The 20,625-nt window shown below is 68.1% G+C and carries 17 protein-coding genes; all 17 read right to left on the bottom strand.

What is annotated here, in order from left to right; all coding sequences use genetic code 11:
• The coding region (locus tag AC5P7S_RS15230) for an MCP four helix bundle domain-containing protein (RefSeq protein ID WP_495213640.1) at positions 1 to 1,447 on the bottom strand (1,447 nt) is incomplete at its 3' end.
• A gap of 371 nt (positions 1,448 to 1,818) precedes the next feature.
• Positions 1,819 to 3,807, bottom strand: a complete 1,989-nt coding sequence (locus tag AC5P7S_RS15225; protein WP_005416415.1) for a chemotaxis protein CheA — start codon at positions 3,805 to 3,807, stop codon at positions 1,819 to 1,821.
• 45 nt (positions 3,808 to 3,852) lie between these two features.
• A complete protein-coding gene (locus AC5P7S_RS15220; RefSeq protein WP_005409521.1) occupies positions 3,853 to 4,218 on the bottom strand; it encodes a response regulator in 366 nt (121 codons plus the stop codon).
• Positions 4,215 to 4,523 carry an STAS domain-containing protein gene (locus tag AC5P7S_RS15215; RefSeq protein ID WP_065184917.1) on the bottom strand — a complete coding sequence of 103 codons (309 nt, stop codon included), beginning with the start codon at positions 4,521 to 4,523 and terminating at the stop codon, positions 4,215 to 4,217. Before AC5P7S_RS15215 ends, AC5P7S_RS15220 begins: the two co-directional genes overlap by 4 nt.
• A 289-nt stretch (positions 4,524 to 4,812) precedes the next feature.
• Positions 4,813 to 6,066 (bottom strand): chemotaxis protein CheW, encoded by a 1,254-nt coding sequence (locus tag AC5P7S_RS15210; protein ID WP_095377975.1) that lies wholly within the window; start codon positions 6,064 to 6,066, stop codon positions 4,813 to 4,815.
• On the bottom strand, positions 6,063 to 6,845 hold the full coding sequence (locus AC5P7S_RS15205; protein ID WP_095377976.1) for a ParA family protein: 783 nt from the start codon (positions 6,843 to 6,845) through the stop codon (positions 6,063 to 6,065). Before AC5P7S_RS15205 ends, AC5P7S_RS15210 begins: the two co-directional genes overlap by 4 nt.
• 4 nt (positions 6,846 to 6,849) lie before the next feature.
• On the bottom strand, positions 6,850 to 7,866 hold the full coding sequence (gene motD, locus AC5P7S_RS15200; protein WP_065178540.1) for a flagellar motor protein MotD: 1,017 nt from the start codon (positions 7,864 to 7,866) through the stop codon (positions 6,850 to 6,852).
• A 1-nt stretch (position 7,867) separates the two neighbouring features.
• Positions 7,868 to 8,608: a flagellar motor protein gene (locus tag AC5P7S_RS15195; RefSeq protein ID WP_049413360.1), complete on the bottom strand. Its 741-nt coding sequence runs from the start codon at positions 8,606 to 8,608 to the stop codon at positions 7,868 to 7,870.
• 90 nt (positions 8,609 to 8,698) lie between these two features.
• Positions 8,699 to 10,558 (bottom strand): chemotaxis protein CheA, encoded by a 1,860-nt coding sequence (locus AC5P7S_RS15190; RefSeq protein WP_088497672.1) that lies wholly within the window; start codon positions 10,556 to 10,558, stop codon positions 8,699 to 8,701.
• A 2-nt stretch (positions 10,559 to 10,560) separates the two neighbouring features.
• Positions 10,561 to 11,166, bottom strand: a complete 606-nt coding sequence (locus AC5P7S_RS15185; RefSeq protein WP_005416422.1) for a protein phosphatase CheZ — start codon at positions 11,164 to 11,166, stop codon at positions 10,561 to 10,563.
• Complete coding sequence (gene cheY / locus AC5P7S_RS15180; RefSeq protein ID WP_005413247.1) at positions 11,166 to 11,558, bottom strand: chemotaxis response regulator CheY; 393 nt, start codon at positions 11,556 to 11,558, stop codon at positions 11,166 to 11,168. Before cheY ends, AC5P7S_RS15185 begins: the two co-directional genes overlap by 1 nt.
• 57 nt (positions 11,559 to 11,615) lie before the next feature.
• Positions 11,616 to 12,359: an RNA polymerase sigma factor FliA gene (locus tag AC5P7S_RS15175; protein ID WP_053498623.1), complete on the bottom strand. Its 744-nt coding sequence runs from the start codon at positions 12,357 to 12,359 to the stop codon at positions 11,616 to 11,618.
• A complete protein-coding gene (locus tag AC5P7S_RS15170; RefSeq protein ID WP_005416424.1) occupies positions 12,356 to 13,243 on the bottom strand; it encodes a MinD/ParA family ATP-binding protein in 888 nt (295 codons plus the stop codon). The genes AC5P7S_RS15175 and AC5P7S_RS15170 overlap by 4 nt, the downstream gene beginning before the upstream one ends.
• On the bottom strand, positions 13,230 to 14,852 hold the full coding sequence (gene flhF / locus AC5P7S_RS15165; protein WP_095377977.1) for a flagellar biosynthesis GTPase FlhF: 1,623 nt from the start codon (positions 14,850 to 14,852) through the stop codon (positions 13,230 to 13,232). The genes AC5P7S_RS15170 and flhF overlap by 14 nt, the downstream gene beginning before the upstream one ends.
• Before the next feature lie 146 nt (positions 14,853 to 14,998).
• Positions 14,999 to 17,107, bottom strand: coding sequence for a flagellar biosynthesis protein FlhA (gene flhA / locus AC5P7S_RS15160; protein ID WP_095377978.1), 2,109 nt, complete (start codon positions 17,105 to 17,107; stop codon positions 14,999 to 15,001).
• Entirely contained in the window at positions 17,104 to 18,234 is a 1,131-nt protein-coding gene (gene flhB, locus AC5P7S_RS15155) for a flagellar biosynthesis protein FlhB (protein ID WP_095377979.1), read from the bottom strand. The genes flhA and flhB overlap by 4 nt, the downstream gene beginning before the upstream one ends.
• A 204-nt stretch (positions 18,235 to 18,438) precedes the next feature.
• Complete coding sequence (locus AC5P7S_RS15150) at positions 18,439 to 20,571, bottom strand: putative bifunctional diguanylate cyclase/phosphodiesterase (RefSeq protein WP_095377980.1); 2,133 nt, start codon at positions 20,569 to 20,571, stop codon at positions 18,439 to 18,441.
• Positions 20,572 to 20,625: the final 54 nt, after the last annotated feature.

Below are 20,625 nucleotides of genomic sequence, written 5' to 3'. Positions count from 1 at the left end.
TTTCCTCCAGGTTGGCGGCCTGCTGCTCGGTACGGCGCGACAGGTCGCTGTTGCCCGAGGCGATCTCGCCGGCGGCCAGGGTGATGCTGGAGGCGCTGGCCTGGATCTGGCCGACGATCTGGGTCAGCTGCGCGACCGTGGTGTTGGCATCATCACGCATGCGGGCGAACACGCCATTGAACTGGCCTTCCATGCGCGCGGTCAGGTCGCCGGTGGCGATCGACTGCAGCAGCTGCGAGAGCTGGCCCAGGTTGCCGTCAGCCACCTGCATCATGGTGTTGAGGTGCTCGATCATCAGCTTGAAGTCGTGCTGGAACCGCTGTGCGTCGCCGCGCTGGCTGAAGTCACCGGCGGCGGCCGCCGCAGCCAGGTGCTGGATCTGCGAATTGATGGCCAGCAGGCTGGTCTTGGCCGCGTCCATGGATTCGTGCAGGATCGCGCGGCTGCCGGGCAGGCGGCGTGCATCCGGGTTCAGATTGCCGATGGCGTACTGGTTGAGTACTTCAATGGCATCGACGATCGCATCGAGGTGTTCGAAGATCACCGTGTTGATGCCGTTGGCCAGCTGGCCGTAGACACCCGGGAAATCTTCCGGGATGCGATGGCTGATGTCCGGGCCAGCGTGCATCTGTGCCATCAGCTGTGTCTGCTCGCTGAAGCGTCGCAGCATCGCCGTCATCTCGGCGGTGGCAGCGAGCATCCTGCCGGCTTCATCGTTGCTGGTGGCCTGGGTGCTGACGCTGAGATCACCGCGGGCAACGGCCTGGATGGCATGCACGGCCTTGCCGAGTGGGCCGGTCACTGCCCGCGAGATGACGATGGCCAGCGCGGCAGCGACCAGCGACAGCAGCACGATGCAGCCGATGATGGCAATCATGCTGGTGCGGTGGGTGGCGTTGGCGTCGGCAATCTTGCCGTCCATCTGGCCGGCGATGTGGGTTCCCAGTGCCTTCATTGCAGCGAAGAGGTCGCGACGCGCCGGGCGCGACTGCTCGTCGGAGATCTGCTGGGCCTGTGCGCCATCACCGGCGGCCACGGCGTCGCGCATCGCCTTGTTTGCGGCGAAGTAGCGATCCAGCTGCGCGCTGGCCGCGCGATACAGTTCACGCTCCTTGTCCAGCGCCGGCAGCGCCGCGTACGCCGCCAACTCGTCATGCACGGCCTTGGCGGTGTCGTCCATGCGCTTGTTGTAGTCGGCGACCTTGTCCGGCTGGTCGAGCATGCTCAGCTGGGCCAGTTCGTAGGTGCGGAACTCGCCCAGCTGCGAGCGTGCCTCGCCCAGATGCTGGACCGAGGGGATATCGTTGCCAGCCATGTCGCGCAACTGCGCGTTGGCCTCGCTCAGGCGCAGCAGTGCGAAGGCGCCGAGGATCAGGGTCATCAGGGTGGTGAGGGTGAACCCCACGGCCAGCTTGCGGGCGATGGGCAGATCTTGGAACCACTTCATGCAGGGTGCTCCAGGTGGGCAGAGTGCCGGCGTCTGTGCGCCGGTTTGGGGGTGGTTGCAGAGCGAACGGGGGTGCCCGGTGGGGTTCGGTGACGACCGTCAAAGCGAAATAACGGCGCCGTCCGCGCGGACTTTATGGACGCAGATCACATTCGGTTGCGTAGGGATGACGGCGCGAAAGTGCTGGTCTGGCGGGGCTTGCGCTCGGATGACGTGGTTGCGCGCGAAACCATCGCCTCGACGGAGTTCACAGAAGGGATGGGGCCAGATCCCTTTTCCCTGAAAAGGGATCTGACCCCGGCTGGAATGGAGCACACAAACAAAACCGCCGCCCCGAAGGGCGGCGGTCCATGACCCGCATGCGGCGTGGATCAGGCGGCCTGCGGCATCCGCAGCGAGCGCACCAGTCCGCCGATGTCGACGATCAACGCGACGCGGCCGTCGCCAAGGATGGTGGCACCGGACACCCCGCCGATACGGCGGTAGTTGTTCTCGATGTTCTTCACCACCACCTGCTGCTGGCCGACCAGTTCGTCCACTTCCAGCGCGATTTTCTGGCCATCGCCTTCCACCACCACCACCAGCGATTCGCTGCCCGGTGCGCGGTTGCCGTAGCCGTAGTACTCGCTCAACGACAGGATCGGCAGGTACTCGCCGCGCACGCGCAGCACGCGGCCTTCGCCGGCCATGCTGCGGATATCCTCGGGCTGCGGCTGCAATGCCTCAAGCACGTAGGCAAGCGGCAGGATCAGGGTTTCGCCGGCCACGGCCACCGTCATGCCATCGAGGATGGCCAGGGTCAGCGGCAGGCGGATCAGCGTGCGGGTGCCGGTACCGAGGCTGCTTTCGATCTGCACCTCGCCGCCCAGTGCCTGGATGTTACGGCGGACCACGTCCATGCCGACGCCACGCCCGGACAGGTCGGTGACCGCATCGGCCGTGGAGAAGCCGGGTTGGAAGATCAGGTCCCAGACCTGCGAATCGGTCGGGTTGTCCGGCACGGCCAGGCCGCGTTCGTGAGCCTTGGCCAGGATCTTGGCGCGGTCCAGGCCGCGACCGTCGTCGCTGACTTCGATGACGATATGGCCGCCCTGATGCGAAGCTGCCAGCGTGATCGTGCCGGTCTCGTCCTTGCCTGCACCGCGGCGGACGTCGGGCATTTCCAGGCCGTGGTCGATCGAGTTGCGCACCAGGTGCACCAGCGGATCGGCGATCTTTTCGATCAGACCCTTGTCCAGTTCGGTGCCTTCGCCGACGGTGCGCAGGCGCACCTGTTTGCCGAGGCGGCTGGACAGGTCACGAACCAGGCGCGGGAAGCGGCGGAACACCGCATCGACGGGCAGCATGCGCACGCCGATCACCGCTTCCTGCAGGTCGCGGGTGTTGCGTTCAAGCTGGTCCAGGCCAGCGAACAGGCTCTCGGCGTGGACCGGGTCCAGTGCGTGCGAGACCTGCTTGAGCATGGCCTGGGTGATGACCAGTTCGCCAACCAGGTTGATCAGCGCATCGACCTTGTCGACGCTGACGCGGATCGAGGTTTCCGCTTCCTGGCTGGCACCACCGTTGGCAGCAGGCGTGGCAGGTGCAGACGGGGCCGCTGCGACCGGAGCGGGAGCCGCTGCGGCCGGCGCCTGGGTGGCCAGGCTCGGCGGCGCGGCGGGACGGATGTCCAGCTCGCAATCGTCCAGCACCCAGGCGAAGGTGTCTTCGATCTTGCTGCGCGGCACCTTGCCAACCAGGCCCAGGTCCCACGCAAGATGCGCTTCGAGCGGATCAAGCTGGGCGAAGCCCGGCAGGCGCTCCATGCGCGCGGCGACCTGCAGCGAACCGAGGTGTTCCAGTTCGCGGATGATGCGAAGCGGATCGTTGCCGCTCATGAACAGCGACGGCGCCGGAGTGAAACCGATCTGCCAGGCTTCCGGCGTATCGTCCACCTTGGCTGCGGCGGCCGACGGGGCGCTCGCTGCGGCCTGGCCGGAAAGAACCGCTTCCAGGCGCGCCTTCACCGCAGCGACTGCAGCCGGATCGGCAGCCTGGCCGTGTTCGGCTTCGCGCAGCAGGGCGCGCAGCACGTCCACCGAGGACAGCATGGCGTCGACGGCGTGGCCTTCCAGGGCCCGCTTGCCGGCGCGCAGCTCATCGAGCAGCGTTTCCAGCACGTGGGTCAGGCCGGCGATCGCGTCGAAGCCGAAGGTGCCGGCGCCGCCCTTGATCGAGTGGGCGGCGCGGAACACCGAATTGATGATCTCCGCGTCCTGCTGCCCCGATTCCAGGGCCAGCAGGCCAGCCTCCATCGCATCGAGGCCTTCGCGGCTCTCCTCGAAGAAGGTGGCGTGGAAGCGTTGCAGGTCCATGCTCATGGCAGTGGTGATCCGGAAGCGAAGAGGGGGAGCGGCGCCGGGCGATCAGCCCAGCACTTTCTGCACGGTGGCGACCAGCTGTTCGGGATTGAACGGCTTGACCAGCCAGCCGGTGGCACCGGCGGCCTTGCCTTCGGACTTCTTGTCGGCGGCCGATTCGGTGGTCAGCATCAGCAGCGGGGTGAACTTGTAGTCCGGCAGCTGGCGCAGTTCGCGGATCAGCGCGATGCCGTCCATGTTCGGCATGTTGACGTCGGTCACCACCGCATTGAAGCGCTGGCCCTTGGCACGACCGAGCGCGACCGCGCCGTCTTCAGCTTCTTCGACGGCAAAACCGGCCGAGGTGAGGGCGAAGGACACCATCTGGCGCATCGACGCCGAATCGTCCACCACCAAGATACGTGCGCTCATGCAGCGTTCTCCACAGATTTCAGGTTGTCATGGGTTACGTCCAGGCCCAGGGCCTGGGTGACGCCCAGCAGGCGCGCGGCGTCACTGAAGGTTGCAGTGCAACCGTGGAAGCCGGTGCCCAGGCCTGCCTCGCGGCGGGCCTGCACGAACGCACACAGCACCTGCACGGCGGCCGTGTGGATGCGGGCGACCTGGCTGGCATCCAGGGTCAGCTCGCCAGCCTGGTCCACGAGTGGGGCGAGGCGGTTCTTGAGCTCGGTAGTGCTCTCGATGCCGAGATCCCCACCCAGTTCGACAGTGCTCATCGTTGCTCCGGACAAACGGTTCCGTGATCCATAACGGCACCCCGGTGGGGTTCTTTAGAAGAATCGACGCGGTACGTCGATGCGGTCGCTGCTTAAAAGGGGACGGAGGGAATTAAGTCGCAATCGACCTGGCTCTACTGCAGCTCCCTCGGCAACGGCGACCGCGCAGTGGGGACGTAAGGTGTTGATCCAACGGATCAACTCCTTGCGTCCCCGACAGGCACCCCTTCGGCGCAAAGCGCCGGGTCAGTCGCGACTTAATCCCCTCCGTCCCCTTTTTCTTGGCGGCTCAGCTCAACAGTCGGGTGGCGTCGAGCAGGATCATCGGCCGCTGGCTGACCCGGGCCACGCCGCGGAACAGGTCGTTTGAGATCTGGCAGATGCGCGCGGTATCGGGCGGTTCGATCTGCGAATCGGTGAGGTTGGCGACATCTTCGACCGCTGACACGCGCAGGCCGATGGTCTCGCCGTCCTCCTCCAGGACCACGATGCGGGTCTGTGCGTCGTCTTCGGCGGCCGCGGCGCCAAGGTGCAGGCCCAGATCCATCACCGGTACCACCTGGCCGCGCAGGTTCATGATGCCGAGCATGGCCGCTGCAGTGCCACGCAGTGGCAGCAGCGGCACCGGCAGCACCACTTCCTGCACCTTCAGCAGTTCCAGCGCATAGGCCTGGGTGCCGCAACGAAGGCGCAGCCAGCGCGAAGTGCGTTCGCCGGCGCGTCGGTTCTGCGGATGCGGGCTGCGAGCCGGTTGGTGGGCCTGCGCCTGCAGCTCCTGCCAGGTGCCGGGACGGTTGCCTGCCGGGGCATCGACGGCGGCGCGCGGCGGCGGAGTGGCGGTGCGCGCGGCCGGGGCTGCAGGTGCAACCGTCGGGGCCACCGGAGCTGCGACCACGGCGGGCGGTGGCGTGGCTACGTCTTCGCCACCGGCGGCCGCTTCGAACGCGGCCTGCAGGCCGGGGCTGTCGGTGTGGGCGAGGCGATGGCTGTCGGCCGGATCGGTCTCGTAGATCACCTCGTCCGGCAGGTCGTCCCAGGTAGGTTCCGGACCGGCGTTTGCAACGACGGCGGGTGCCGGCGCGGTTTCGTGGATGACTTCCTCAGGCAGGTCATCCCAGGTCGGCTCGCGTTCGGAAACCGCTTCTCCCGCCGGACCCTGCCCAGCGCTACCGGAAGCGGCAGCGCTCTCGAAGGCCGCTTCCAGTGCTGCGTCGTCCCGGCTTTGCGCGGCGGCGACGGATTCTGTTTCGTAGATCACCTCGGCGGGCAGGTCATCCCAGGTGGGTTCGCGCGTGGGTGGTGCGGCGCTCTCAAAGGCGGCTTCCAGCGCAGCGCTGTCCCCGCTCGGCGTGGCGGCGATGGTTTCGGCTTCGTAGATCACTTCGGCCGGCAGGTCGTCCCAGGTCGGTTCGCGTTCGGCGACTGCTTCGATCGCCGGGCCTTGCCCGGCGCCTGCGTGCGGCAGCACGGCAGGCGGCGGCGCGACCATCGCTTCGCCCAGCAGTTCGTCCAGGTAATCGTCGAGGATGCCGGTGCTGTTCATGCGGCCTGCTCCAGGGCGCGGGCATCCTCGCCGAGGATCCAGTTCAAGGCGCGCCGGTAGGCGGCCAGGCCACGGCCCGGGTAGTCCTCGCCGGCGCTCGGCAGGGTCAGCCCGGCGGCGTTGCTGATGCGGGTATCGATCGGAATGGCGTCTTCCCACACGCGGCTGCCATGGCGGTCCTGCATGGTGCGCAGCGACTCGTTGCCGGCGCGGGTGCGTCGGTCGAACAGGGTCGGCAGGATCGAGATCGGCAGCGAGCGGCGGCGCGAGCGCTCGACCATCTCGCCGGTGCGGACCATGCCATCCAGGCCGTGCAGGGCCAGTGGCTCGGCCTGGGTCGGAATGATGAGACGGTCCGCTGCGGCCAGTGCGTTGATCATCAGCAGGCCGAGGGTCGGTGCGCAGTCCAGCAGGATGTAGTCGTGCTGGCCCTGATGGCGCGCCAGCGCGTTCTGCAGGGCCAGGCCGAGGCCGGGCTGGTTGGCGCTGCGGCGTTCCAGCGTGGCCAGCGCCGACTGTGCGCAGACGTAGTCCAGGCCCTGGATGTTGCTGGCATGGCACAGGCTGGACAGGTCCGCCGGCGGTGTGCCGAACAGCTCCAGTACGCCGGCCGGCGGCGGGTCCACCGGCACGCCGAAGGCGCGGCTGAGCGAGGCATGCGGATCGAGGTCGATCAGCAGCACGCGATGGCCGAGCGCGGCCAGGCCGCGGCCGAGGGCGAGGGTGGTGGTGGTCTTGCCGACTCCGCCCTTCTGGTTGGCGACTGCCCAGATGCGCATCGGATTACTCCTTCATTGCCGGGGGAACGGCGGCGCCGACGCGGCTGCCAGCCGGCACCGGCGGCAACTTCACCGGTGCGATGGGGGAGGTGGGGGCGCTGGCCGGAGTTGCGTCGGCCTGTTCGGTGACGGTGCTGTCGGTGGCGCCGGTGGCTGCGTTCAGGCGTTGGCCGAGCGGATCCACCGAGTGCGACGTGTCGGCCAGGATGATGACCATCACCCGGCGGTTGCGGTTGCGACCCTGCGCGCTGTCGTTCTCTTCGCGCGGGCGGAACTGGCCATAGCCGACCATCGCCAGCCGCGACGGCTGCACGCCCTGGTCGGCGAACAGGTGCACTACGCTGGCTGCGCGCCCGGCCGACAGTTCCCAGTTCGACGGGAAAGTGGCGGTGGCGATCGGCACGTTGTCGGTGTGGCCTTCCACGCGCACGCTGTTGGGCACGTCGCGCAGCACCTCGGCCAGGCTGGCCAGGGTCTGCCGCGCATGCACGTCCAGCGCGGCCGAGCCGGTGGGGAACAGGATGTCGCTGTTGATCTCGACTTCGATCCACAGTTCGGTGCGGCGCACGCTGATCATGCCGCGGTCGATCAGCGGCGCCAGTGCGGCGGTGAGGCGATCGGCAATCGTGTTGAGCTGGCGCTCGGCACGGGCGATCTGCTCCTGGTTGTGCACTGACACCGGCATGCGCATCTGCGAGGCCATCGACGGCAGCAGGGTCGGGTCGTGCGAGGGCGCCGGCGCGGAGGGACCGATCTTGGTGCCGGACTTGATCACCGAGGGGCTGTCCCAGCCGCCGCCCTGCACCTGCTTGTTGCCCACCTGCACCGGGTTGATGGTGCGCGGTGCGCCACCGAAGGCATCGGTCAGCGCGTCGGCCATGATCCGGTACTTGCCCTCGTTCACCGAGGAGATTGCATACATGACCACGAAGAAGGCGAGCAGCAGCGTCATCAGGTCGGCATAGGGGATCGCCCATGCTTCGTGGTTGGCGTGCTCTTCGTGGTGCTTGCGGCGGGCCATGTCAGTGCAGGAAGCCGGAGAGGTTGGTTTCGATGTTGCGCGGGTTCTCGCCCTGGGCGATCGAGATCAGGCCTTCGATGACCATCTCGCGGTCGCGCGTGTTGTGCGAGATCACACTCTTGAGCTTGGCGGCGATCGGCAGGAACAGCAGGTTGGCCGAAGCGATGCCGTAGATGGTGGCGGTGAACGCGGCGGCGATGCCGTGGCCGAGCTTGCTCGGGTCGGCCAGGTTCTTCATCACCGCGATCAGGCCCAGCACGGCACCGATGATGCCGAGCGTCGGTGCATAGATGCCCATCGCCTCGAACACCTTGGCGCCGGCCTGGTCCTGGTGCTCCTGGCTGCCCAGTTCGATTTCCAGCATGTGCCGCATGGATTCGGGCTCGACGCCGTCCACCAGCAGCTGCAGGCCCTTGCGCAGGAACGGGTCCTGCTGTGCTTCCACCTGCGATTCCAGGCCCAGCAGGCCCTGGCGGCGGGCGATGTTGCTCCACTCGACGATCTGCTGGATCAGCTCGCGGCGGTCGCTGTGCGGTGGACGCACGACCCAGCGCACGATGCTGAACGCGTGCTTGAACACCGCCGGCGAGGTGTGCAGCAGGATCGCGGCGACGGTGCCGACGATGACGATCACAAACGCCGCAGGCGACCACAGCGACGCCAGGCCGGCGCCCTTGAGGATGCTGCCGCCGACCAGCGAGGCCAGGGCGAGAAAGAGTCCAATGAGGCTGAGTCTATCCATGGATCCGGTATCGGCTTGTATGAATGGGACTTGAGACACCGGTACAGGCTACTGGTGCGACTTCACGGTTTTACGGGTTCAGCAAGCGGGTCAGTCGTGCGGGCTGCGCAGGCCGTCCACATCCAGGATCAGCGCCATGCGACCATCGCCGATCAGGGTTGCACCGGCGTAACCGCGCAGGCCGCGCAGGGCTTTCGGCAGTGGCTTGATGACCACTTCCTCGCGCCCACGGACCTGGTCCACGACCAGGCCGAAGCGCGCTTCGCCGGCCTGCAGCACCACGATCGTCAGCAGTGTCGACGCGGCGGGCGTCACATCCAGCCACTGGCGCAGATCGACCAGTGGCAGCGTGTGCGAACGGCGGTCGAGCACGGCGCGGCCATCGAACCAGCCCAGCGAGGTGCGCGGTGCGTGCAGCACTTCCATCACGCGCGCCAGCGGCAGCGCATAGACGTCTTCGCCGGCCTGCACCAGCAGGGTCGGCAGGATCGCCAGGGTGAGCGGCACGCGGATCAGGAAGCGGCTGCCGCGGCCCAGCTCCGACTGGATCTGGATCTGGCCACTCAGTTCGCGGATGCGCGACTGCACCACGTCCATGCCAACGCCGCGGCCGGAGATATCCGTGACCTGCTGCTTGGTCGAGAAGCCGGGCAGGAATACCAGGTGCAGGCACTCCTCGCTGCTCAGGCGGGCGGCGGCCTCCGGATCGATCAGGCCCTTCTCGCGTGCCTTCGCGCGCAGCTTTTCCGGGTCGATGCCGGCGCCATCGTCCTGCACCTCGATGCTGACGTAGTCACCTTCCTGCTGCGCCGACAACCGCACATGGCCCATCCGCGGCTTGCCCTGTGCTTCGCGCAGGTCGGGCATTTCCACGCCATGGTCGATGGCGTTGCGGACCAGGTGCACCAGCGGGTCGGCCAGCGCTTCGACCAGGTTGCGGTCGAGCTCGGTCTCGGCGCCGATCAGCTCCAGGTCCACTTCCTTCTTCAGCGAGCGGGCAACGTCTCGGGCGACCTTGGGGAAGCGCGAGAAGACCTTGCCTACCGGCTGCATGCGGGTACGCATCACCGCCGACTGCAGGCGCGCGGTGGCGATGTCCAGGGTGGACACGGCGCGGTCCAGTTCCTCGTCGCGCAGGCGCGCACGCAGGGTCTTGAGCCGGTTGCGTGACAGCACCAGTTCGCCGATCAGATTGACGATCGCGTCCAGGCGCTTGGTGTCCACGCGCACGGTGTGTTCGGCCTCGGCCAGCGGCTTGGCGGCCGGCTTGGTCGCCGCTGCAGTTGCCGGTGCGGCCGGTGCGGCCAGTGGGCGTGGTGCCGCGATCGGTGCGGGCGCTACCGCAGCGATGGGCTTGGCGCCGGGTGCGGCGCCACCGTGCAGCTGGTCGAGCAGGGCTTCGAACTCGTCTTCGCTGATCAGGCCGTCGTCAGCCTTCTTTGCCGGCGCGACCGCAGTCGGCGCGTTACCACCGTGCAGCTGGTCGAGCAGGGCCTCGAATTCGTCGTCGGTGATCAGGTCGCCGCTACCGGCCGCCGCTACGGCGGTCGGGGCGGCCGGCGCGGTGGCGCCTCCGTGCATGTCGAACTGGGCGATCAGCTCCGGCGGCGCATAGCCCGGCTCGGTGCCGGAGGAAACTGCATCCAGCATCGCTTGCAGGTAGTCCAGCGATTGCTGGGCGGCATCGAAGTGATGGGCCTGCAGCACGGCCTGGCCCGCGCGCGCGATGCCCAGCGCTTCTTCGGCGGCGTGGCACAACTCGACCATGGCGGTGACGCCGAGGAAGCCGGCGCCGCCCTTGAGCGTGTGGTAGCCCCGGAACACCGCGTTGAGCTGCTCGGTGTCCTGTGGTGCCTGCTCCAGCGACACCAGCTGTTCGCCCAGGCGATCCAGGATTTCCTGCGCCTCGATGATGAAATCGGCAGTGATGTCGTCGGATACCGCGCTCATGCTTACAGCCCCAGGTCCGACAGCAGGTCGTCGGCGTCGTTCTGCGAGACCGCGTGGCGGTCCAGTCCCTTCAGTGCCGGCCCGGCCAGTTCCGGATCGGTGCGATGCTGTTCCGGCGGCAGGCCGAGCGCGCCGAAGCCCTCATGCACACGGCGGACGATGCCGACCACGCGACGGATGATCTGCCCCGTCAGGTCCTGGTAGCTCTGGGTCAGGGCGATCTCGGTGAGGTTGTGGCGGATGCGCTCGAGCTGTGCATCCTGGCCGGGCTGCAGGCCTTCGGCGCGCAGCTGTTCGGTCAGGCTGCGGCATTCCTCGGCCAGGTCCAGGGTGCGGTGCGTCGCCTGTTCGGTCATCGCCACCACGTGGTCCAGGCGTGCGCAGGCATCGTCCAGTTCGCCGGCCTCGCTGGGCACGGTCGGCAGTTCACCCAGGGCCTGCCCGAGCTCGCGGGCCAGCCGCGAGAGGCCGCTCATCATCGGCTGCGTGCGCAGCGCGACCAGTCCGTCGATGCGTTGCCGCCAGGCGGTTTCGTCACCGGACTCCAGTGCGTCCAGTGCTTCCTGCAGGCGCAGGGCGAGGGCATTCCTGTCGACCGTGGTATCCATCAGGCACTGGCCGCCAGGCGTTCGAAGATCTTGCCGAGCTTCTCTTCCAGCGTCTGCGCGGTGAACGGCTTGATGATGTAGCCGTTCACGCCGTTCTGGGCCGCTTCGATGATCTGCTCGCGCTTGGCTTCGGCGGTGACCATCAGCACCGGCAGGGTCTTCAGCTTGGCGTCGGCACGAATCGCCTTGAGCAGCTCGATGCCGGTCATTACCGGCATGTTCCAGTCGGTGACCACGAAATCGAACGGCTGGCTCTGCAGCAGCGACAGCGCGGCATGCCCGTCCTCGGCTTCGGCGGTGTTGGTGAAGCCCAGATCGCCCAGCAGGTTCTTGACGATGCGACGCATGGTCGAGAAGTCGTCGACGATCAGGATGCGCATGTTCTTGTTCAAAGCAGAGTTCCTTTGTTGTTCATTCCGGGCGGCCGGGGGCAGCTGCCTCGGGGATGTTCATTCTTCGAGGCCGGCGTCGACGGCCTCGAATACCTTCAGCCGGCCGCGCAGGCGCAGCACGGCCTGGCCGTGGATCTGGCAGACCCGCGACTCGCTTACGCCTAGCACCGCGCCGATCTCCTTCAGGTTGAGTTCCTGCTCGTAGTAGAGCGAGAGCACCAGCTGTTCGCGCTCGGGCAGATGGCCGATGGCCTTGCCCAGCTCGCGGCCGAACTCGCTGCGCTCCAGCACCTGCTGCGGGGTCGGGCCACCCTGTGCGACCGTGTCCAGCTCGCCCTGGTCCTCAATGCGCGACTCCAGGCTCAGCACCTGGCCACGCGCGGCGTCTTCCATCAGGCGCAGGTATTCGGGCAGTGGCATCTCCATCGCGGCGGCCACTTCGGTGGCGCTGGCGGCGCGGCCGCTGCTCTGTTCCAGGCGGCGGATGGTGGCCGCAGCATCGCGTGCACGGCGGTGCACCGAGCGCGGCACCCAGTCGCCACGGCGGATCTCGTCGATCATCGAGCCACGGATACGGATCGAGGCATAGGTCTCGAACGAGGCGCCCTGGTCGGCGTCGTAGCTGCGCGAAGCCTCGATCAGGCCCATCATGCCAGCCTGGATCAGGTCGTCGACTTCGACGCTGGCCGGCAGGCGCGCGGCCAGATGGTGGGCGATGCGCCGCACCAGGTCCGAGTGCTGGGCGATGACGTCGTTGGCCGCCGAGCGCTGGACTTCCCTGTACTGGGCCGCGCCCTTCATGCCGCCACCCCGCGCTGCTTGAGGATGCGTTCGAGGAAGAACTCGACGCCGCCGCGTGGTTCGGTCGGCGCCTGCCAGCGGGCCGTGCGGCGCGCGATCTCGGTAATCGCCAGTGCGGACGGGCTGGACGGGTAGGCCTTCACCACCGGCTGCTGGCGCTGCACCGACAGGCGCAGCCAGTCATCCTGCGGCACGCAGCCCAGGTAGTTCAGCGAGACATCGGCGAGGAACTTCTCGCAGACGCGGGTCAGCTTCTCGTACAGCACGCGGCCCTCATTGGGGTCGCGCACCATGTTGGCCACCACCTGGATGCGGTCCACGCCCCGTTCACGCGAGAGCACCTTGATCAGCGCGTAGGCGTCGGTGATTGAAGCCGGCTCGTCACAGACCACGACCACGGTGTCCTGCGCGGCCTGGCAGAAGGTCAGCACGCCGTCGGTGATGCCCGCGGCGGTGTCCACCACCATGATGTCCAGCTCGCGCTCCAGCTCGGAGAACACGTTGACCAGGCCGACGTGCTCGGCCGGGGCCAGCTCGGCCATGTGCCGGCGGCCGGACGCGGCCGGGACCACCAGCACGCCGTTCGGGCCTTCGACGATGACATCGTCCAGCGAGCAGCGGCCGGCCACCAGGTCGGCCAGCGTAAAGGTGGGGTTCAAGCCCAGGATCACGTCGATGTTGGCCAGGCCGAGGTCGGCGTCCAGCAGCAGCGTGCGCTTGCCCATGCCGGCCAGCGCCACGGCCAGGTTGGCCGACACGTTGGTCTTGCCCACGCCGCCCTTGCCGCCGGTCACGGCGATGGTGCGCACAGGGCCGAGCGGCTCGCTGCGGGTGGCCGACAGCGGGAAGGTCTTGGTCAGCTTGGCGTACTCACGCGACGGCATGGTTCAACTCCGGGTTGCAGGGCATATCGGCCGCTCGGCGCAAATCTTCAAGGCGAAGTACGAGATTGGCCGCACTTGCCCGGTGCAGGTCGTCCGGAACGTCCTGGCCATCGGTCACCCAGGTGATCGGCAGGGCATGGTCCACGGCCACCGACAGGGCGTTGCCGAAGCGGCCGGTTTCGTCCAGCTTGCTCAGCACCAGGCCCTGCAGGTTGGCGGCACCGAAGCGGCGGACCACCTCGTCCATGTCGCCGAAGCTGGTGTTGGCCGGCAGCACCAGCAGGGTGCGCACCTGGCGGGCGGCGCGCAGCCACTGCAGCTGGGCGGCCAGCGCGCGGTCGCGCGGGCCCAGCCCGGCGGTGTCGATCAGTACCAGCTTGTAGTCCTTCAGGCGTTCCAGCAGCTGGTCCAGGTCGGTGCCGCTGTTGGCCTCGTGGACGGCGATGCCGAGCTGCCTGCCATAGCCATACAGCTGCTCGCGGGCGCCGATGCGGGTGGTGTCGGTGGTGACCAGGGCGACGTCACGCGGCGCGTGCTTCTCGGCGAAGCGCGAGGCCAGCTTGGCGATGGTGGTGGTCTTGCCGGCGCCGGTCGGGCCTACCAGCGCGATCACGCCGCCTTCCTCCAGCGGGTCGACCGGGGCGATCGGCAGCTTGCGCGAGATCAGCCCCAGCATCAGGCCGCGGCCTCGGTGCGCCTCGGTCTCCAGCGGAATCTGCATGGCGACGTCGCGGGCCAGGCCAGCATCGAAGCCGTACTCGTCCATCAGGTCCAGCGCGGTGGCGCGCACCGGGCAGCCGCGCAGGCGCTCGTCGGTGAAGCGGTTCATTTCGCGCTCGATCACCTGGCGCATGCCGGCCACTTCCTGGCGCAGCTGGCGGATCTCGGCGTCGTCCTGGGCGACCACGGTCAGGACCGGGGCTGGGGCGAGCGTCGGCGTCGGCGCGGTTTCGACGGTGGCATCGGCCAGCGCCGGTTCGCTTGCGGCGACCTCCGGCCGCGTTTCGGCCAGGGCTGCGGTCGGCAGCGGCGGCGGCTGCACGGCCGGGGCCGCGCTTTCGTGATGCGCCTCGTGCGGCGGGTCGATCTGGAAGCGGGCGCGGTTGGCCGGCGTGGCGCTGGCGGGTGCCGGTGCGACGATGGCTTCGGCGAACGGGGCGAAGATCTGGTCCGGCAGCGCCGGCTCATTGACGGCGGCGCGTGCCAGCGTGGCGGCGAAGCCGGTGCTGCCGCGGGTCGGCACGATCTCGTCGGCGCTGTCCAGGGTGCGGCCGGTAGCGCCCACTGCTGCACGGGCGAGGGCGGCCACCGCCGAGGTGGTCGCGGCAATCGGTTCCGGTGCCGGGGTGCTGCTGCGGCGGCGGGTGACGGCGGCGATCACCGCGTCGGCGGCGGTGCGCGGCTTGGGTGCCGGCGGCGGTGCGACGTCACGGCGCGAGGCTTCCAGCGCACGCTGCACCGCGCTCTCGTCGTAGTTGGCGGCGGCGACGATCTCGATGCCTTCCTCGATCCGGCGGTTGGACAGGATCACGGCGTCAGGACCATGTTCCTTGCGCACCAGGTTCATGGCCGAGCGCATGTCGGCGGCGACGAATCGTTTGATTTTCATGCTGTGGTCACGGGGCGAAGACGGCGGGGTGGCGGTCGGGGAACTCGGGTGGTCGGTGGTCTGCACGGTGCGGGTTCCCCTTGGTGTCTGTCAGTTGCGTTGGTTCGAAAGTGGTGTCTGTTTTCTGGCGCATCGGCGGGCGGGCGTCAGCTGATCGTTCCGACCAGCTTCAGGCGCTTGTCCTCCGGCACCTCGCTGTAGGCCAGGACCGACAGCGACGGAACGCTGTGGCGGACCAGGCGGGCCAGCGCGGCGCGCACCGGGCCAGGTACCAGCACGACCGCGGGCTCGTTGCGGGCTTCCTGCTTGCTGACACATTCGGCCAGGCTCTGGTGCAGTCGCTCAGCGAGTCCGGGTTCCAGCGCGGCGCCGTTGCCCTGCGTGGACTCCTGCAAGACACGTTCCAATTGCGGGTTGAGGGTGAACACCGGCAGCTCCGCCGACATTCCGGCGATCTCCTGCACGATGAAGCGGCCCAGTGCGGTGCGCACCGCGGCGGTCAGCACGGCCGGGTCCTGGCTGCTGGGCGCATGTTCGACCAGTGCCTCGGCGATCTTGCGCAGCTGGCGGATCGGAATGCGCTCGACCAGCAGGTTCTGCAGCACGCGCACCACCGCCGACAGCGGCAGCGCCTTCGGCGTCAGATCTTCGACGAGCTTGGGTGCGCTCTTGGCCAGGTTGGCCAGCAGGTGCTGCACTTCCTCATGGCCGAGCAGCTCGGGTGCGTGTTCGCGGATCAGGTGCGACAGATGGGTGGCGACCACGGTGGCCGGGTCGACCACCGTGTAGCCCAGCGTTTCGGCCTGGGCGCGCTGATGCGGCTGGATCCAGGTGGCATCCAGGCCGAACGCGGGATCCTTGCCGGCAATGCCCTCCAGTGCGCCGAGCGCGCTGCCCGGATCCAGGGCCAGCTCGCGGTCGGGGTGGATCTCGGCGGTGGCCACCGGCACGCCATGCACCAGCACGCGGTAGCCGTTGGCAGGCAGTTCCAGGTTGTCGCGGATGTGCACCGAGGGAATCAGGAAGCCGACATCCTGGGTCAGCTTGCGGCGCACGCCCTTGATGCGCGCCATCAGTTCGCCGCCCTGGTTGCTGTCCACCAGCGGAATCAGCCGATAGCCGACCTCCAGGCCCAGCGGATCGACCGGGCGCAGTTCGTCCCAGCTCAGTTCGGCGGTGGGGGCCGCGGCGGTCGGGCGGCCGAGCGCAGTGAGCGCGGCGGCATCGGTGCCACTGCCTGTCGCATCGGCAGCCGGTGCCTTGGTCTTGCGATACAGCTTCCAGGCGATGAAGCCAAGGATCGAGGCCAGCGTCAGGAAAGCGACGTTGGGCATGCCCGGCACCAGGCCCACCAGGCCGATGATGCCGGCGGTGATCGCCAGCGCCCGGTACTGGCCGAACACCTGCCCGGTCATGGCCTGGGCCATGTCCTGCGAGCGCGAGGCGCGGGTGACCAGCATCGCCACCGCGCTGGAGACCAGCAGCGCCGGCAGCTGTGCCACCAGGCCGTCACCGATCGACAGCAGGGTATAGGTGGCGGCGGCTTCGCCGAACGGCATGCCATGCTGCAGCACGCCCACGGCCAGGCCGCCGAGCATGTTGATGAACAGGATCAGGATGCCGGCGATGGCGTCGCCGCGGATGAACTTGCTGGCACCGTCCATCGCACCGTAGAAGTCGGCTTCCTCGCGGACTTCCTCGCGGCGCAGCTTGGCTTCTTCACGCGTCAGCAAACCGGCGTTGAGGTCGGCGTCGATCGCCATCTGCTTGCCGGGCATCGCGTCCAGGATGAAGCGCGCGGTCACTTCCGAGACGCGGCCGGCGCCCTTGGTGATGACCACGAAGTTGATGATGGTCAGGATCGCGAACACCACGATGCCGACCGCGTAGTTGCCGCCGATCACGAATTCACCGAAGGCGGCGATGACCTTGCCCGCGGCATCGTGCCCGTTCTGGCCATTGAGCAGGATCACGCGGGTGGAGGCCACGTTCAGCGCCAGCCGCAGCATGGTCGTGATCAACAGCACGATCGGGAAGATGGTGAAATCCAGCGGGCGCTTCACGTAGACCACCGCCAGCAGCACCATCAGCGAGATGGCGATGTTGAAGGTGAACAGCGCATCGAGGACAGGCGCGGCCAGTGGCACCACGACCATGGCCAGCAGGGCCAGCACGATCAGCGGCGCGCCAAGGCCCTGGCGGATCATTTCCAGGGCGCGGCGGGTGTTGAATCCGGTGGCGGGCTGGGCGCTCACGGGCGGCCTCCCTTGCCGAATTCATCCACCTGGATGTGCGGGGCGTCCGGCATCGGGCCAGTGCGCCAGGCGCGCAGCTGGTAGACGTAGGACAGGACCTGGGCGACGGCCGAATACAGTCTCACGGGAATTTCCTTTCCGAGTTGGCCTTCCCGATACAAGGCGCGTGCCAAAGGCGGGGCGGAGACGATCGCGACCTTGTTGCCGTCGGCCACTTCACGGATGCGCAGGGCGGTCTCGTCCACGCCCAGCGCGACCACGGTGGGAGCGTTCATGGCGCCGCCTTCGTACTTCAGGGCCACCGCGTAATGGGTGGGGTTGACCACCACCACGTCGGCGGTGGGCACCGCTTCCATCATCCGGCGGTTGGCCATCTGCTGCTGCAGCTGGCGGATGCGGCCCTTCACCTCGGGGCTGCCTTCGCTTTCCTTCATTTCCCGGCGCAGCTCTTCACGGGTCATCTTCAGCTTGCGCATCCAGTTCCAGCGCTGGTATGGGGCATCGATGGCGGCCAGCACCAGCATGGCGCCGGCGGTGGCCAGCAGCAGGCGCAGGGTGAAGCCGAGGCCGTCGGTGATGGCGGTCTCCAGCGGGTGGTGGATCAGCCCGCGCAGGGTGTCAAAGCCGGTCCAGACCACCAGCCCGGCGGCCACACCGACGAAGGCCACGCGCAGCAGCGACTTGGTGAACTCGGCAATCGCCTCGGGGCCATACAGGCGCTTGAGCCCGCTCATCGGGTTCATGCGGTTGATGTCAGGCAGCAACGCCTTCTGCGACCAGCGCAGGCCGCCCATCACCAGCGGGGCGACGAAGCTGGCCAGCAGGCAGACCAGCACCAGCGGTGCGATCACCAGCAGGAACTGCAACAGCAGGTCGCCGAAGTGGCCGAACAGTTCCTTCGGGTTCTGCCGCAGGCTCTGTTCCGGGCTGAGCGCCTGCTTCATCCAGGCCGTGGCGCCACGGCCGATCGAGCCGCTCATGGCCATCACCGCCAGCACACCGGCGCCGAACACGGCGGCGGTGCCGAGTTCGCGCGAGCGCGGCAGGTTGCCCTGTTCACGGGCGTCGCGCAGGCGTTTTTCGGTCGGTTGTTCGGTCTTTTCGCCGGCGGATTCGTTCTCGGACATCACGGGCACTGCGGCTGGGGTTGCCCAGGTGCGTGCAAGAACTGTTCCACGCGTGGCGTGCTGCTGCCGACGGCTGGTGTTGTAGGGCCGAGCCCACGCTCGGCTGCGGTTGGGTCCAGGCGAGAAGCGCAGCCGAGCGTCGGCTCGGCTCTACAGGAACGTGTCGCAGGAACTGTTGCGTGATGGGGCGCGCGCGGCCCGGTGTCAGCCGGGCGGGTGTTGCGGCGGTGGGCTCTGCGCCAGTTCCACCCGCGGCCGGGGCAGGTCGTGCAGCTGCATGAAGCGCGCCGCGTCGACCGGGCGGCCGAGCAGATAACCCTGCAGGAAGTCGCAGCCCAGGCGCTCCAGGTAGGCGCGCTGCGCGGCGGTTTCCACGCCTTCGGCGACGATGTCCATGTCCAGGGCATGGCCCAGCGCCACGATCGCCGAGACGATCACCACGTCCTCCGCACTGTGTTCCAGGTCACGCACGAACGCGTGGTCGATCTTGATCTCCGTGGCGGGCAGCCGCTTCAGGTACAGCAGGCTGGAATAGCCGGTTCCGAAATCATCGATGGAGATGCCCACGCCCAGCGCCGACAGCGCCTGCAGCAGGCGAAGGCTGGTATCGGTATCGCGCATGACCGTGCTTTCGGTGATTTCCAGCACCAGGTGACGCGGGGCAATGTCATAGCGTTCGATCACTTCACGCACATCCTGCAGCAGGTGTGGCGAACTGAACTGCACCGGCGACAGGTTCACCGACATCGACCAGCCTTCATGCCCGGCGTCGCGCCAGCGCCGCAGCTGCTGGCAGGCCTGGTCCAGTGCCCAGCGACCGATCTCGTTGATCGCGCCGCTGCGTTCGGCCAGGCGGATGAAGCGGTCCGGTGGGATCAGTCCGTGCTCCGGGTGTTTCCAGCGGATCAGCGCTTCGGCACCGGCCACCTTCTGGGTGGCCACGCGGATCTTTGGCTGATAGTGCAGGAACAGCTGCTCGCTGCCGATCGCACGGCGCAGGTCGGCCAGCAGCCGGAACTGCTGCTCGGCACTGTCGTTCATCCAGTCGGCGAACAGCACGAAGGCGTTGCGTCCGGATTCCTTGGCCTGGTACATCGCCGCGTCGGCGAAGGCCATCAACTGGCGCTCGCTGGCAGCGTGGTCGGGGCAGATCGCCACGCCGATGCTGGCGGTCACTTGAAGTTCGTTGTCCGGCAGCAACGGGCCGCTGCCCACCGCCTGCAGGATGCGCCGGGCGAGGGTGGGCAGGTCCTCGTCGTGCTCGATGCGCACCACCAGCACGAATTCGTCACCGCCCAGACGGGCCAGCATGTCGTTGGGCCGGAGCAGCTGGCGGGTACGCTCGGCCACCGCCACCAGCAGTGCGTCGCCGGCCTGATGGCCGTAGGCATCATTGACCTGCTTGAATCCGTCCAGGTCCATGAACATCACCGCGAAACGGCTGCCGCCCTGTTCGGCTTCGGCCAGCGCCTGCACGATGCGCCGCTGCAGCAGCAGGCGGTTCGGCAGGCGGGTCAGCGGGTCGTGCAGTGCGGCCTGGGTCAATTCCTGCTGGGCATCGGTCAACGAGGTGCTCAGCATCGAGTTGCGAAGCCGCAGCAGCTGCGCCTCCACACGCTGGTCCAGCCACGAGACCACCAGCACCACCGCCAGGATCGCAACCGTCAACACCACCACCAGCATCGCCAGCCACTCGCTCTGCAGGCCATCACCGACCGCGGCGCCGCAGATGCTGCCTTCCGGGAAACGCGCGGCGGCCATGCCGGTGTAGTGCATGCCGACGATGGCCAGGCCGAGCAGGCCGGCGGCCGCCAACCGGTCACCGACGCGGGTGCGCTGCGCGCGCAGGCGGAACGCCACGTACAGCGCGGTCCACGAAGCGGCCACCGCCACCACCAGGGAGAGCAGCAGCCAGCCCGGGTCGTAGTCGATCCCGGGCTGCATGCGCATCGCCGCCATGCCGACGTAGTGCATGCCGGCAATGCCGGTGCCCATCAGCAGGGCACCACCGGCCAATCGAGGATGGGGCAGGGTACGCAGTGAGACCAGCCACAGTGCGAACACCGACGAGGCGATCGCCAGGGCCAGCGAGAGCAGGGTGATGGGCAGGTCGTAGCCCAGTGCAATGGGCAGATCGAAGGCCAGCATGCCGATGAAGTGCATCGACCAGACACCCAGGCCCATGGCGAATCCGCCCCCCAGGCGCCACCACCAGGCGGCTGCCCTGCCCGGGGCGGTGACCGTGCGTCCTGCCATGGCCAGCGCCGTGTACGACGCCATCACGGCGACCAGCAGTGAGATCGCCACCAGCCACGGGTTGTACGTGCCTACCAGCATTCGTCAGTCTCCCGGACCTGCCTGTCGACGGAAACCACGGTGGGGCATGCATGA

Source organism: Stenotrophomonas sp. YJH_SMC_32 (assembly GCF_059369975.1).
Note: the sequence above shows the minus strand (reverse complement) of the source record. Positions and strands in the feature narration are given on the sequence as shown.